Raw genomic sequence first — 14,054 nt, 5'->3', positions numbered from 1 at the left:
GGTGGTTTGACCAATGCGTCTGACGAGTGAATTCTGGGTTTCAGCATTGATGCGTCGTATACGCGGCGTGCAAGGCTTTGCTTATCTGGTCAGGCGCGGTGCAACAGAAGCCGGTGCGATTTTTATCAAGATACGCAATCAGGATGGCCGTTTCGATCTTTATATGCCTGCACCACAGAGCGAATATGATCCGGAGCGCACAGATGACCGGCAATTCATTCTCTACAAGCAGAGTGAAGATGAGCAGTTGATCAATGAGCAGTTGGAAAAAGAGCTGCGCTTTGACCCTGATCTCTGGCTTGTCGAGATTGAGGACTGCCCGCAGGCTGCTGAAATTGTAACCGGAAAAGCGTAAGCCGAAATTTTAAGAGCAGTTTCAGTTACTGCGCTTTTTTCTGCATGTTTTCATGGTCATTATTGGCAGGAGTGGTAAAATCTTCTGCAGATGATGTTTCGACAAGATCACGCAATTTGTTGCGCAGCCTGTCATTAACATCAGCAGCCATATCAGCTGCTTTCCATGCGCTGACGGCATTCAAAGCCTGCTCAGTGCTGATCGAGCGATAAATATGCACAAATTCACGCAACTGGTCGCGCTCGCCATGAATAGTGCCAAGTACTGCAGTCAGAATCAGATAAGTGTCCTGTGCCGACAAGCCAATGGCTTTTAACGCCAGCGGCAACTGCGAATTGGGCCATGTGCCGATGATGTTTTCTGCCCGCACATAGCTTACACCAAGTGCATCAGCCAATGCCGAGCGGAACAGGTTGGTATCAATCAGCAGCGCCATATCAATCATATAATCCGCACGTGACGGTCGCGTTAGCGCCGGAAGCGCCAGCGCTCTCAGATCATGTGCTGGAAAAGATTGCGGTGTCGCAGCAGGCTTTTGCAGCGGCGGCATGGTTTTTGCCGGCTCCTGCCTGTTGGCAGGCGGGGCGGATGCGTAATGGCTGCTCTGTGCCTGCGGCTTGGCGGGCTCTTCAACTGTTGTATTGATTGCAAGCGGCTCGGTATTGAGTGATTGCTCAATAATCGGATCGTCAAAACTTTGCAGCACCGGCAGCAACATTGCATCAAGAGGATGCCGCCTTGCAATAATGCGGGTGTGGGAAAGCCCACGGCTGGCGATAATATCGGCAAGGTCTGCTGTTGTTAGCACAGGGGAGCGCAATAATAGCGGCGCTGCAACCTCTATCGTGTCATTGGCAAGGGCGAGAACAAGTTTACGCGGTGCCACATCATGTTGCGCAAGAATGGCTGAAACCTGACGGCGTGCGCGTGGGCTTGCTGTTTCCAGCAATGGCATAGCCAGATCTTCAAACTGCTGGCTTTCATGGCGACCGGGGCGTGTGAGCGAGGTAAAGCCTGCCACAGTTGCAGCAAGCAGATCATCGGTCTTGTGGTGAGCGGAATGACCACTTCCGGATACTATCTCCAAAGCGCGGAACTGATCAGCGGTCACGCGTATTTACCCCTTACGCTTACACAATACACATAAAAACACTGCCCGTTACATAACAGGACGCATTCTCATCAATTTAAGCGATAACACTTAGCAATCGATTAACCATCGGTGCTGTTCAGGCAGATTTTTAATCATTCTGAAGAAAGTCTTGCTGAAAATTACAGCAGATTGGCAACGCTCATACATTCCGCTGATTTCATAAACTCCGCAACCTCGTCACGCCATGTGGCATCGGGTTCAAAGACGCGCAATACGGCAATACCTTCATCAGGAATTTGAGGAATGATCACCGCATTTTCCAGTTGTTGTGGTGTTGATTGTTCTAACAGAATTTTTTGCAAAGGCGTGGCAATCAGCAGATCAGTTGCCGGAGATATCTGATCATTCAGGCTGAAAGTGATGTCGCCGTCATGATTATACAGCGCCAGTGACCAAAACGGCACCCGTCCGACAGCGCTGATATGCACAGGGCCATTGCTGAGATCAAACCGGCAGGCTGCAATACGCATCATCGGGTCGGTACGCCTGTTCCAATCGGCACCATTCAACGAATAAAATGCCTCAGGAGGACCCAGTTTCTCAACGCGATCCCATAGAATTTCATCGGCATAAGACGGTATCAGCAAAACAACCGCAATATGCACAATACCGGCACCGAAAAGCCCGAGCATAGCAATATAGAGTGCTTTGAGCAGCCCGTGTCTCATCGCTTGTCTCCTGCACAACTGCGGTTCTCACGCGTTAACATCGGCATAGGTGGATTTTCAAAACCGATGGAGGTGCCAAGATTGGTATCATAGAGTGTTAGCACCAGCTGGTAAGGAGAGGTTGTAGTAATCGCCAGCCAGTTTTCAGGCTGGGCAGTGGGTGAGACTGAAATAATAAAGCTAGCATCGTCCTGATACCAGATCATCCGGCTATGCAGATTTTGCGGTAATCCTGCTGTTTCGGGCTGCGGGTAATCCTGTAAACTGCTGGCATGCAATGTCCAGAACCGGGCTGCCGGAGTTTTGCCTTGTAAACGGTAATTGCAGCGCGGATCAAGCTGTGCACCGGCCTCATCGCGGGTGAGTATAAAACGCTGCCCTTCAGCTTGCCCCAGCGGCAAAACCGCAGTGCGGGTGCGCTGTGCCCGGGCATAGGGGTCGGCGTCGGCGCTGCCATAGAGTGTGGAGGCCTGCCATTGCCCGATTGTCAGCCGGTTAAAGCCGTCGAAATTGTTCAGAGTATAAAGCACGCTAAGCGTGCCGCCAGCCAGCGCAAGCAGACATATCAATCCGGCCATCAAGAGGGTTCTGAAAGTGCTCATGTGCAAATTATACGATCATCAGGGTTAAAATTACCTGCAATTTTTATTCTAATGGATAAATAATTTGCGATAGTGCCTCAGGATATGACGTGAGGGCGGGTTGTTCTCAAGCTGGTTCACTTGACTATAAATCACCAATATCAAAAGGCTGACAGGGTGGTGGTTACTGCTAGAGCGGGTAGTGTTCAGGTTGGATCGCAGCGCTCGCTCTAGATTCCAGATTTATTGCATTGTCATACCTATCATGTTGTTTCAACTTGATAGTGAAATGCTCTTGCGGCGATTCATAGGTGCGGAAGGCTTCATTGAGGCCACGCATAAAACGTGTGGTATCAGCGGATAAAACGCGTGGATAATCAGGCAGAAGCGGTTGCGGGACATCTCCCGTAGTGTTTTTGGCAACCACTGCCGGATCAGATGCCGGTACTTGCTTTGGAAACGGGTCGCTGATGCCCGGTATTGGCTTCAGATCAATATTTTGATGCGCTTGCAACATCATCATCTGCCATGTCATCGCCGGTATAATCCCGCCCGTCAGATTATTCATTGGCGCATAGCTGTCATTTCCAAACCATACAGCGGCCGTGTAATTACCGGTATAACCAACAAACCATGCATCACGATAACTTTGCGTAGTGCCGGTTTTTCCGGCTACGCGTGTCATTGGCAGTGCCGCGCGCCGTGCAGTGCCGCGCTCAGGCACCTGCACCAGCATTGAATTCATTTCAGAATTCGCTTTTTCTGACAAAACACGGTGCGGAGCCGGAGCATCACGCTTGTAATCCCACAAAACTCTGCCCGCTGGATCGGAGATTTGCATAATGCCATGGCGCATACCGGCCATGCCGCCATTGGCAAAAACACTAAAACCGGTTGCCTGATCCATCACTGACATGCCAGATGTGCCAAGAACCATAGTTTTATGATCAGAAATTTCAGCCTCAATGCCCATGGCTTTGGTCAATGCCACAATCGGCTTGGTCGTCAGATAATCTTTGGCAAGACGCACCGGTACCGTATTGTAAGATTTGATCAGGGCGGTTGCCAGATCAACCCGACCGGCAAAGGAGCGACCGTAATTGCGCGGCATCCAGTTACCCCACGCAATCGGCGCATCAGATATTATGGTGTTGGGCGTCAGTCCCTTTTCCATTGCCACGGCATAGACATAGGGTTTGAACGAGGAGCCTGCCTGCCGCAATGCTTTGGTGGCGCGGTTAAACTGGCTTAAGCCATAATCACGGCCGCCGACAATTGCCCGCACAGAGCCGTCATCTGCAATCACCACTGTTGCCGCTTCGGTTACTTTATACTGCGTGCCAAACTGGCGCAGATGAAATTCAATCGCCTCTTCAGCCGCTTTTTGCAGATTACGATCAAGTGTCGTGCGCACAAGCAGACTATGCTGCGGGATGGTACGGGTGATCTTTTTTACCTCATCAAATGCCCAATCCAGAAAATAATCCGGATTATCGCTTTTGGCACGGTCAACCACACTTGCGGGGTTGCGTCTGGCAAAGGCCAGCTGGCCTTCACTCATAAAACCCGCATCGGCAAGATTAGACAAAACCACATTGGCGCGTGCACGCGCAGCCGGCAGATTGACATGCGGCGCATATTTGGCAGGCGCTTTGAAAAGCCCCGCTAGCATGGCGGCTTCCGCCACACTAACATCCTTGACGCTCTTGCCAAAATAAAACTCGGAAGCCGCTGCAATCCCAAAGCTGCCGCCGCCCATATAAGCGCGATCAAGATAAAGCTGCAAAATTTCAGTTTTGGTTAAATTGGCCTCAAGCCATAATGCCAGAAAAGCCTCATTGATCTTGCGTTTTAACGTGCGCTCATTGGAGAGAAACAGGTTTTTTGCCAATTGTTGAGAAAGGGTTGAACCACCCTGAACCACGCCATTGGCACGCATATTCTGGGTCAGAGCGCGACTTAAGCCCCAAAAATCAATGCCGATATGTTCAAAAAACCGGCGATCCTCGGTCGCGAGAACCGCTTTGATTACATGATCCGGCAACTCGGCGATCGGCACAGCATCACGATGCATAATTCCGCGCTGGCCGATTTCTGCACCATAACGATCGAGAAACGTAACGGCATAATCGTCTTGAGCGCGCCAGTCTTTCTTGGTTTCTTCAAAAGCGGGCATGGCCAGCGCCAGCAGCACAACACTGCCGAGAACGCCCAATGTAAAGGCTTCATCGCTGACTTCGACGATCAGCCGTTTCCAGCCGCGTACCCGAAATTTACGGAAGAAAATGGTGGTAGCTTCCCAGAACACTGCCAGCCGGTGGCGCAGATTATACAATGTACTGTCCAGCCAGGCGTCAACAGCCATCAGCAACGGGCTGCGTGTCAGGCGGCGCGGTTTTTTAGGCTGTTCATTCTGATCAGCTTGTTTGCTCATGCCCAGACATAACCCGTTCAACAACATTCAAAAGGGAATAATTATTTCCCCGTATTCTACCATATTTTAACCCCCAACAATAAAGAACAAGTGACAATGAAGGGTTTAAAAATATGCTTAACGGCTATTCATCAAGCGCTGATAGCGCTGGCTATTATAGGGCTGATAGTCGGCTTACAAATGAATAACGAAATTCAAAAATAAAAAATAGGAATTTTATCCTTGACTGCGTCACGGTGCTGAGGTAGCTTTTAATTACAGTCAGAGAAGTGTGGCTGATCATAAAGACAATTAATTTTTATCGGGCGTAGCATTATGTGCTGCGCTTTTTTGCGTTTTTATCACCGGAGAGATTATGGAAGTTTTGAAACCGGCGCCGAGCGGCGCGGTGCAGCGTTTGCATGTCGCGCATCGTTTGCAGCGCCATTTTGCGATTGCTGCGCAGGATATGGCAATTTTGCTGGGCGTAACCGTGGATGCTTATCATAAACGCTTGAAGAAGGCTGGTTTATATATTGCAGCGACTGATCTGCCGACGCTGGATATTGATGATATTCTGATGAAGATCAATGCAGAGCTACAAAGCTTTTCCAAAGCAGAAGGACTACCGGATAAAAGTGCGGTTGATGCGCTTGCTGCACTGGCAAAAGCCGTGAAAAGCATCAGCGAACTTGCCAAAGAAACACGGGCGGACAGGCTGCCGGATGAGCGTGAGACCCAGTCGGATAATGGCGGTGTGAAGCCGGAGGAAGTGCGTGAAGCCCTCAGCCTCATCAACCGCAAAATTGCAGAACTCAGCAGCCATCAAGGCGGTGCAGAAAGAGCACCTGTTAGCAGGTAACGTTTTTGAAGATCGGGTTATTGTTGCTGCCAGCCATGAATGGTTGCTTCAGGGCAGAGTTGCGCAATTACCACCCTTGCAGCAGCAGGCTTGGCGCAGCTGGCTGATCATGGGCGGGCGAGGCTCTGGCAAAACCCGCGCCGGTGCTGAGTGGATCAGTGGAATGGCACAAGGTCTGGCACCGTTTACCGATAAAGCGTGCGGTACGATTGCACTGGTTGGTGAAACGCTGGCCGATGTGCGCGAGGTAATGGTGGAGGGGCCTTCCGGTATTTTGTCGGTCTCGCGGTTGCAAAGGCCGCGTCTTGAATCAACCCGGCGCAGGCTGGTTTGGGAAAGCGGGGCAGTGGCCTCTTTTTACTCATCCGAAGATCCGGACAGTCTTCGCGGGCCGCAATTTTCTGCCGCATGGTGTGATGAGCTGGCCAAGTGGAAAAATCCCCAACAAACCTGGGATATGCTGCAATTCGGTTTGCGTTTGGGCGAGCAGCCACGGCAGGTAATAACAACCACCCCTAAAATGCAGGCATTGCTGCGCCATCTGCTGGATGATCCGGCAACTGTGATCACGCATATGCGCACGGATGAAAATGCTGCACATCTGGCGCCGGCTTTTCTGCAGGCTATGCAGTTACGCTATGGCGGTACGGCCTTGGGGCGGCAGGAGCTTGATGGGGTGTTAATTGCCGATCGCGATGATGCATTGTGGACGCGCCAGCAATTGGAGTTCTTGCATAATCCTGAAGTGCCGCTCTTGCAGCGCATTGTTATTGCGGTTGATCCGCCTGCAACCTCAACCAAAAACTCGGATGCTTGCGGCATCATCGTTGCCGGCCTTGATGAGGCTGGCAATGCATGGGTGCTGGATGATGCCAGTATCAGGGCTGCAAAACCCCATCAATGGGCTGCGCAGGTCGTGCAGTTTTACCATCGCTATGATGCGGATCTGGTGGTGGCTGAAGTTAATCAGGGCGGCGATATGGTAACCGCAGTGATCCATGCACAGGATGCAACGGTGGCAGTAAAACCGGTACGGGCGCAGCGTGGCAAATATCTGCGTGCCGAACCCGTTGCCGCGCTATACGAACAGGGGCGTATCCGTCATGCCGGACGATTTGCAGACCTTGAAGATGAGATGTGTGATTTTGCCGTGAGCGGGCTGTCTTCAGGGCGTTCACCCGACAGAATGGATGCGCTGGTCTGGGCGCTGCATGCGCTGCTGTTGCAAGACAGTCATAAGCCGAGAATTCGCAACCTGCGTTAACAGCTTTAAATTCAAAATTTGAGTGAGGTGAACATGGCATGGACATGGCCGTGGCGGCGCAATGCTGACCAGATCAACGAGCAAAAAACTGACAGTCCTGTCTCAACCAAAATGCAGCAAGGCTTTGTGGCCTTGCATATGGATGCACAAGCGCGTTGGACAACCCGCAACTATAGTGCGCTTGCGCAACAAGGGTTTATGCGCAATCCAATTGTGCATCGCTGCGTAAAGATGATTACCGATGCCTCTTCAACAGTGCCGTGGCTGCTCTATCAGGGTGAAACCGAGCTGGAAGAGCATCCGCTTTTATGCCTGCTGCGCCATCCGCATGAAACAATGGCGGGTACCGGTTTTTTTGAACAGCTTTACGGGCATTTGCTGCTGTCCGGTAATGCTTACATTGAACGATTAGATCAGGATGGCCAGCCACGTGAGTTGCATGTGTTGCGCCCTGAGCGGGTGAGTATTGAGAGCGACAGTAATGGCTGGCCGCATTCTTTGCTCTATCGCAATGGTGCATCCAAACGTCAGATTGCTTTGCACCGCACAGCTGGTGCCGGAGTTTCAGCCAGCGCGCTGCATTTGCGTTTGTTTCATCCGCTGGATGATTATTATGGTTTTCCGCCACTTGAGGCCGCATTGATGGCGCTGGATATTCACAATGCCACCGGTGCTTGGAACAAGGCGCTGCTTGATAATTCTGCCCGTCCTTCCGGTGCGCTGGTCTATGCCCCCAAAGATGGCGGTAATTTGAGTGAAGAGCAGTTTGACCGGCTCAAGACGGAACTGGAAGAAGGCTATACCGGTGCAGGTGGTGCAGGCAGGCCGCTATTGCTTGAAGGAGGGCTGGACTGGAAAGCCATGGGGCTTACCCCAAAAGACATGGATTTTATCGAGGCTAAAAATGTGGCCAGCCGTGAAATTGCCTTGGCTTTTGGCGTGCCTTCGATGCTGCTCGGTATTCCTGGCGATAATACCTATGCCAATTATGCTGAGGCGAACCGCGCTTTTTACCGGCTCACAAAATTGCCGTTACTGACCCGCACGGCACAGGCGATCAGCAATTGGCTATGCCCGCTCTATGGGGCTGATCTGCGGCTTGAGCATGATTATGACCGCATTGAGGGGCTGTCAGAGGAGCGTGAATCACTGTGGCGGCGCATTGGTGCGGCAGATTTTTTGAGTGATGAAGAAAAACGACAGGCGGTTGGTTATACCTTTGAACGAGAGGGGTAACCGCGCATGAGCATATTTGGCCAGCCAGGCCCTTTTTCAGAACAGCAATGGATTTGGATTGCCAAGATCGCGGGCGCTATTAGTGGCTCTGCCGTGTCTCTTGCCTATATGCTGCCAAAAGGTCGCCGTGAGGCAGCAAGCCGTTTTGCGGTGGGTATTCTCTGCGGCATGATTTTTGGTGGTGCGGCCGGCGTAAAAATCGCCGAGCAACTGGCTCTTGGTACCAGTTTAGGGCAAGCGGAGCTGATGCTTATGGGCTCTGCCGCTGCCAGCTTTGCCGCATGGACAGCGCTTGGAATATTCAAACGCTTCAGCGACAAACTGAAAAATCAGGATGCCCCTGCCTCCCCAAACAGGGAGGGTGGCAATGCAGTTTAAAACCAGTCCTGATAACACCGAAAGCCCCGCACGCACTTTTAGCGGTTATGCCAGCCTGTTCGCATTAACAGATCTGAGCGGCGATATTATTGAGCCCGGCGCTTTTAGTGCGAGCTTAAAGCGCTATGCCAATATCCCCATGCTCTGGCAGCATCAGGCAGATAACCCCATCGGCGTCTGGGTGAAAATCACGCTGGATCAGCATGGCCTTTATGTTGAAGGTCAGCTGGCGCAAGGCGTGAAACGGGCGGATGAAGCATGGCAACTGATGACTGCGGGCGCGCTCGACGGTTTGTCGATCGGTTTTCGTACCATGAGGAGCAAAAAAACAGCGGGAAACCGCCATATTCTGGAGGCGGATCTTTGGGAGATTTCTCTGGTTACGTTTCCGATGATGCCGCACGCCCGCGTCAATCGCTTGAATAAAGCAGCACAAATTAACGCTGCGCAGCATCTTAAAAATCATACTGCGATTAGCGCTGCACGGATCATCCGCCATGCGGCTGCCCGTTTGCGCTTAAGCACATAAATTCCAATTCCATCCGGTCGGTTTGCACTGGTTTCTACACCCCAGCAATCACCAGTAATCAACTGAAGCCGAAGGAACAGCGAATGACGATCAAAAAAACAAACACATCATCAGCCACAGTCCGCACAACGCCCCTGCTTGAGGTCAAAGCGCTCAATAATCAGCAGGAGGTCGGGCAGGCATTCGGAGAGTTTATGCAGGCTTTTGAGAGTTTTAAAGATGCCAATGATGAGCGCCTGAGTCAGATTGAAAAACATGTCGGCACCGATGTGCTGACTGTTGAAAAAGTAGAGCGGCTGAATCGCGCTATGGATGAACAAAAAACGGCTCTCGACCAATATCTGGTTAAACAGGCGCGACCTGCTTTGAGCGCAGATCAGCGCCCGCTTTTGGGCGGCGTTGCACAGGAGCACAAACAGGCTTTTGATATCTATGCCCGCCGCGGTGATGAGCAGACGCTGCGCAGCCTTGAGCAGAAAGCACATTCCTATGGCTCCGGGCCCGATGGTGGCTATCTGGTGCCAGCAGAACTGGAAACGGCAATTGCTACGCGTTTGGCCGCATTATCGCCGGTACGGTCATTGGCAACGATCCGGCAGGTTTCAGGCGCGGTGCTTAAAAAGCCATTCTCGGTCAACGGCCCCGGTACGGGCTGGATCGGAGAAGATGGTGCGCGGCCGCAAACCACCAGTGCCAAACTGGCCGAACTGCAATTTCCGACGATGGAAATTTATGCCATGCCTGCGGCCACAGCCAGCCTGCTGGATGATGCAGCAGTGGATGTGGAGCAGTGGATTGCCGCAGAAGTAGAGACTGCTTTTGCTGAGGCTGAAAGTACCGCCTTTATCAATGGCGACGGGGTGAATAAACCGCATGGTTTTCTTGCCTATGATACGGTCGCCGAAGCCAGCTGGACATGGGGCAAACTTGGTATTCTTAAAACCGGTGTGGCAGGGGCACTGCCAACGGCGACACCTTCCGACCTGCTGATTGATCTGGTCTATGCGCTTAAATCCGGTTACCGCCAGAATGCGCATTGGATGATGAACCGCAGAACACAATCATCGCTTCGTAAACTCAAAGACAGCAATGGTAATTATCTCTGGCAGCCACCGGCATCTCTTGGCCAGAAAGCCTCTTTTATGGGGTTTGGTCTGGTTGAGGCAGAGGATATGCCGAATATTGCAACCGATAATACGCCGATTGCCTTTGGTGATTTTGCCCGTGGCTATCTGATTGTTGACCGCATTGGTATCCGCGTATTGCGTGATCCTTATTCAGCCAAACCCTATGTGCTGTTCTATACGACTAAGCGTGTTGGCGGCGGTGTTCAGGATTTTGATGCGATTAAACTGCTCAAATTCTCGGTTTAACAAGCAGTCCATAGCAAGCCTCGCTGCACGGTTTGCAGCAGCCGGCTATTTGAGTGCTTCCTGTGAATCATTCTGACAGAGAATGATTATATAATATTGAATTCACTTAATTTTATGGGAGATAGCATGGTTCTCCATCTTTTAACGCCGCCGGACAATGAGCCGGTGACGAGTGCAAATTTGCGTAAATTTTTACGCTTGCCAGAGCTTCAGGAAGAGGCACTGTTATTACGGCTCATCCGCGTAGCACGCGAAACTATTGAGCACTCCTGCAATCTGGCCTTGCTCACGCAGAGCTGGCAATTACAGCTAGCCAACTGGCCGCAATCCGGCAGGGTTGCGCTTTACAAATCGCCCGTCATCACGGTGGATAAAGTACAGGGCTTTGATATCAATGGTCAGGCCATTTTGTTTCATGCCGATGAGTGGCGGCTGGATGCGGACAGCCAGCCGCAGCGGATTTATCTGAGCCGCCCGCAGCGTCTCAATATTGCCCGCGGGCTGGTGCTTGAAATAACGTCCGGTTTTGGCATTGAACCTGAAACTGTGCCGGAGCCTTTGCGTCACGCCTGCCTGATGCTCGCCGCGCATTTATATGAAAATCGTAATAGTTTTGATGCGGATCATACTGCGCGTCATCTGCCGGCAATGATTGAGCAATTGCTGTCTCCGTGGTTGCGGAGGGCGCGTTTATGAATTTGCAATTCATTGATGCAGGGCAGTTCAAAACATTGCTGACCTTACAGCAAAACCAGCCTGATTATGATGATGCCGGTGGCTATCAGGAGCAGTGGCACGCAATTGCAACGCTCTGGGGGCAGGTCGAACCGCAGAGAGCGGGCAATCAGACCTTTGCGCAGCAGGTTGTCAGCAACATCACGCATCACATTACCATTCGCTATCGTGCCTATATTACCACCTCCATGCGGTTTATGCGTGCTGGGCGGTTTTTCACGATTTCAGCCTGTCACGACCCTGACGAAAGCCAGCGTTATCTCGTTTGTTCCGTTCGAGAGGAAACCCGATGAATTTTTCCATGCGTTTTTTGTTTGAAACCTTGTTGCGCAGCCTGCGGTTGATTGGCTTGCAGGCGTGCGAGCAGGCTTTGTCTGACAAGCGCGACAGTCTGTTTTTGAAGGCTGCTGAACGTAGTGATGACAAAGAGACTACCATAAATCCGGTGCCAGAAACTAAGCCGGAAATCAAACCATGACGGGCGCGGCGCTTGCCTTGCAAAAGGCCATCTTGGCATGGTTGCAGGCCGCACCGCTTCTGGCTGAAAAGCTAGGCCGGCAGGGCATTTATGACCATGTGCCGCCTGCCGCTCAATTTCCATATATCAGCTTTGGCCACAGTCAGGTTTATGCCTGGGATACGGATAGCGGCAAGGGCGAGGAGCACAGCATTGTGCTGCATATCTGGGCGCGCTCCAATGGCCGCAAGCAGGTGCTGCAGCTGATGGTGATGGTGGAAGAGCTGATGGAGGCGCTTGGTTTGAGTGGTTCTGGCTCATCTCAGCGGCCGGATATTGGTGGATATCGTCTGGTTAATCTCACCTTGCAATCTTCGCAAACCCGTAATGAGGAATTGCGTGATGGCTATAGCGGCCAGCTGCGCTACCGCGCTGTGACTGAAAAAATCTGAAAAAGGATCTGATCATGAGTGCACAGAGAGGCAAAGACCTTCTGCTGAAACTAGCTACAGGCGGCGGGCTGTATCAGACCTGCGCCGGCTTGCGCAGTAAGCGTATCGCGTTCAATGCAGAGGCCGTGGATGTAACAGATGCCGATGCCACAGGGCGTTGGCGGCAATTATTGGCGGGCAGCGGTGTGCAGCGCGCCTCAGTCAGCGGTTCGGGTATTTTTAAAGATGCAACCTCGGATGAGTTGATCCGCACTGCGTTTTTTAATGGTGATATTTTGAACTGGCAGATTGTGGTGCCGGATTTTGGCACGGTGAGCGGTGCCTTTCAAATCATCGCGCTGGAATATGGCGGCGCACATGATGGTGAAGTGACATTTGAAATCGCACTGGAATCTGCAGGTGTCGTGAGTTTTGGAGTGCATCCATGATGGCCAATAGCAGACGCGGCGAAATAGCTGCGGTTTTGAACGATAGTCATTGGATTTTATGTCTCACGCTGGGGGCATTAGCCTCGCTTGAGGCGAGCTATGAGACCGAAGATTTGTCAGCGCTGATAGCGCGGTTTTCAACAGGCAGGCTGAGCGCGCAGGACATTATCCGTATCATCACCGCCGGTTTGCAAGGGGGCGGGCATGATGTGGCGCAGGATGATGTGGCCGATATGCGTATAGAGGGCGGTGCGGTCGGCTTTGCGCAGCTTGTGACACAATTGCTGGCAATAACCTTTGGCAGCTCAGCTGAGCAATCGGAAGTTCCTTCACAATCAAAAACTTAGACGCCGTAATTGAATCAAAGTCTTTCCCCTGGAATGCGCTGATGCATTTCGGGATGGGGCAATTGCGGCTGTCATCAAGAGAGTTCTGGATTATGAGCCTGCCTGAAATCAGGGCGCTCACACAGCATGGACGCGGTGGCAGGAAAGCGCCGTCGCGAGATGATTTAGCTGCCCTGATACGGGCTTTTCCCGATGCTGAAACCGGATGGTGAAACATGAGTGATACCAGTTTACAGCAGCAATCTGTCACCATTGCTATGGAGGCAGATACCAGTGGTTTTGACCGTGCGCTTGATAATTTGCAAAAGCGTTCAAACACGTTCGGGCAGAGCCTGACCTCGGCATTTAAAAGCGCCGTAACATCCGGCAAAGGTCTCGATGATGTGTTGCGCGGGCTGGCCACCAATCTGGCCGGTATTGCGTTGGATGCCGGTATGAAGCCCTTGCAGGGAATGCTGTCTTCAATGATCTCCGGCGCTCTTGGTGGCTTAGGTGGCTTAGGTGGCTTGGGTGGCTTGGGTGGCTTGGGTGGATTGGGTGGCGCCATGCCTTTTGCCAAAGGGGGAGTGGTTTCCAGCCCGACCTTTTTTGGCTTGGGCAATGGTTTCGGCGTGGCTGGTGAGGCCGGGGCCGAAGCGATTTTGCCACTTACACGGGGTGCTGATGGCAGCCTTGGTGTGGCCACCGGCGGTGGCGGGCGGGCAATGCAGGTTAATTTTCATATGTCATCGCCGGATGCGGCCTCGTTCAGCCGGTCTGAAGCACAGGTCAGCGCCATGCTGGCGCGTGCTGTGCGTCATGGCACCAGAAGGTTGTGAGGGCA

At 52.1% G+C, this 14,054-nt stretch carries 18 protein-coding genes and 1 pseudogene; 15 read left to right on the top strand and 4 right to left on the bottom strand.

The features are described 5' to 3' along the window. Positions 1-13 precede the first annotated feature (13 nt). The gene (locus MP213Fo_RS03430; RefSeq protein ID WP_421090277.1) at positions 14-355 is read left to right on the top strand and encodes a DUF1491 family protein; all 342 of its coding nucleotides are present in this window, start codon (positions 14-16) and stop codon (positions 353-355) included. A gap of 25 nt (positions 356-380) precedes the next feature. Here the strand turns inward: MP213Fo_RS03430 and MP213Fo_RS03425 are convergent, their stop codons facing one another. The 4 genes and pseudogenes from MP213Fo_RS03425 to MP213Fo_RS03410 all read right to left on the bottom strand — a co-directional run. Then, on the bottom strand, positions 381-1,466 hold the full coding sequence (locus MP213Fo_RS03425; protein WP_421090276.1) for a DUF2336 domain-containing protein: 1,086 nt from the start codon (positions 1,464-1,466) through the stop codon (positions 381-383). 161 nt (positions 1,467-1,627) lie between these two features. Continuing rightward, complete coding sequence (locus MP213Fo_RS03420) at positions 1,628-2,176, bottom strand: hypothetical protein (protein WP_421090275.1); 549 nt, start codon at positions 2,174-2,176, stop codon at positions 1,628-1,630. Continuing rightward, positions 2,173-2,754, bottom strand: coding sequence for a DUF1214 domain-containing protein (locus tag MP213Fo_RS03415; protein ID WP_421090274.1), 582 nt, complete (start codon positions 2,752-2,754; stop codon positions 2,173-2,175). Before MP213Fo_RS03415 ends, MP213Fo_RS03420 begins: the two co-directional genes overlap by 4 nt. A gap of 319 nt (positions 2,755-3,073) precedes the next feature. Beyond that, a pseudogene (locus MP213Fo_RS03410) lies at positions 3,074-5,122 on the bottom strand (transglycosylase domain-containing protein); the annotation flags it as partial. A gap of 424 nt (positions 5,123-5,546) precedes the next feature. On the opposite strand from MP213Fo_RS03410, the gene MP213Fo_RS03405 reads away from it, so the two are divergent. The 14 genes from MP213Fo_RS03405 to MP213Fo_RS03340 all read left to right on the top strand — a co-directional run bounded on the left by MP213Fo_RS03405 (position 5,547) and on the right by MP213Fo_RS03340 (position 14,049). Further along, on the top strand, positions 5,547-6,032 hold the full coding sequence (locus tag MP213Fo_RS03405) for a hypothetical protein (protein ID WP_421090273.1): 486 nt from the start codon (positions 5,547-5,549) through the stop codon (positions 6,030-6,032). Positions 6,033-6,141: 109 nt separating this feature from the next. Next, entirely contained in the window at positions 6,142-7,296 is a 1,155-nt protein-coding gene (locus MP213Fo_RS03400) for a DNA-packaging protein (protein WP_421090998.1), read from the top strand. A 33-nt stretch (positions 7,297-7,329) separates the two neighbouring features. Continuing rightward, positions 7,330-8,532: a phage portal protein gene (locus MP213Fo_RS03395; RefSeq protein WP_421090272.1), complete on the top strand. Its 1,203-nt coding sequence runs from the start codon at positions 7,330-7,332 to the stop codon at positions 8,530-8,532. Between the two features lie 6 nt (positions 8,533-8,538). Next, positions 8,539-8,910 (top strand): DUF6107 family protein, encoded by a 372-nt coding sequence (locus MP213Fo_RS03390; RefSeq protein WP_421090271.1) that lies wholly within the window; start codon positions 8,539-8,541, stop codon positions 8,908-8,910. Then, the gene (locus MP213Fo_RS03385; protein WP_421090270.1) at positions 8,900-9,439 is read left to right on the top strand and encodes an HK97 family phage prohead protease; all 540 of its coding nucleotides are present in this window, start codon (positions 8,900-8,902) and stop codon (positions 9,437-9,439) included. Before MP213Fo_RS03390 ends, MP213Fo_RS03385 begins: the two co-directional genes overlap by 11 nt. Before the next feature lie 83 nt (positions 9,440-9,522). Next, entirely contained in the window at positions 9,523-10,812 is a 1,290-nt protein-coding gene (locus MP213Fo_RS03380) for a phage major capsid protein (RefSeq protein ID WP_421090269.1), read from the top strand. 126 nt (positions 10,813-10,938) lie between these two features. Further along, the gene (locus MP213Fo_RS03375) at positions 10,939-11,508 is read left to right on the top strand and encodes a head-tail connector protein (protein ID WP_421090268.1); all 570 of its coding nucleotides are present in this window, start codon (positions 10,939-10,941) and stop codon (positions 11,506-11,508) included. Continuing rightward, positions 11,505-11,840, top strand: coding sequence for a phage head closure protein (locus MP213Fo_RS03370; RefSeq protein WP_421090267.1), 336 nt, complete (start codon positions 11,505-11,507; stop codon positions 11,838-11,840). The genes MP213Fo_RS03375 and MP213Fo_RS03370 overlap by 4 nt, the downstream gene beginning before the upstream one ends. After that, on the top strand, positions 11,837-12,025 hold the full coding sequence (locus tag MP213Fo_RS03365) for a hypothetical protein (RefSeq protein WP_421090266.1): 189 nt from the start codon (positions 11,837-11,839) through the stop codon (positions 12,023-12,025). Before MP213Fo_RS03370 ends, MP213Fo_RS03365 begins: the two co-directional genes overlap by 4 nt. Beyond that, positions 12,022-12,456 (top strand): DUF3168 domain-containing protein, encoded by a 435-nt coding sequence (locus MP213Fo_RS03360; protein WP_421090265.1) that lies wholly within the window; start codon positions 12,022-12,024, stop codon positions 12,454-12,456. Before MP213Fo_RS03365 ends, MP213Fo_RS03360 begins: the two co-directional genes overlap by 4 nt. Positions 12,457-12,470: 14 nt before the next feature. Beyond that, entirely contained in the window at positions 12,471-12,884 is a 414-nt protein-coding gene (locus tag MP213Fo_RS03355; protein WP_421090264.1) for a phage major tail protein, TP901-1 family, read from the top strand. Then, positions 12,881-13,231, top strand: a complete 351-nt coding sequence (locus MP213Fo_RS03350; RefSeq protein ID WP_421090263.1) for a gene transfer agent family protein — start codon at positions 12,881-12,883, stop codon at positions 13,229-13,231. The genes MP213Fo_RS03355 and MP213Fo_RS03350 overlap by 4 nt, the downstream gene beginning before the upstream one ends. Further along, on the top strand, positions 13,201-13,443 hold the full coding sequence (locus MP213Fo_RS03345; RefSeq protein WP_421090997.1) for a phage tail assembly chaperone: 243 nt from the start codon (positions 13,201-13,203) through the stop codon (positions 13,441-13,443). Before MP213Fo_RS03350 ends, MP213Fo_RS03345 begins: the two co-directional genes overlap by 31 nt. A gap of 3 nt (positions 13,444-13,446) precedes the next feature. Beyond that, positions 13,447-14,049 (top strand): phage tail tape measure protein, encoded by a 603-nt coding sequence (locus MP213Fo_RS03340; protein ID WP_421090262.1) that lies wholly within the window; start codon positions 13,447-13,449, stop codon positions 14,047-14,049. Positions 14,050-14,054 lie beyond the last annotated feature (5 nt).

Origin of the sequence: Pseudochrobactrum mosebachae (assembly GCF_048914685.1) — a bacterium.
Classification (GTDB): Bacteria; Pseudomonadota; Alphaproteobacteria; order Rhizobiales; family Rhizobiaceae; genus Pseudochrobactrum.
Note: the sequence above shows the minus strand (reverse complement) of the source record. Positions and strands in the feature narration are given on the sequence as shown.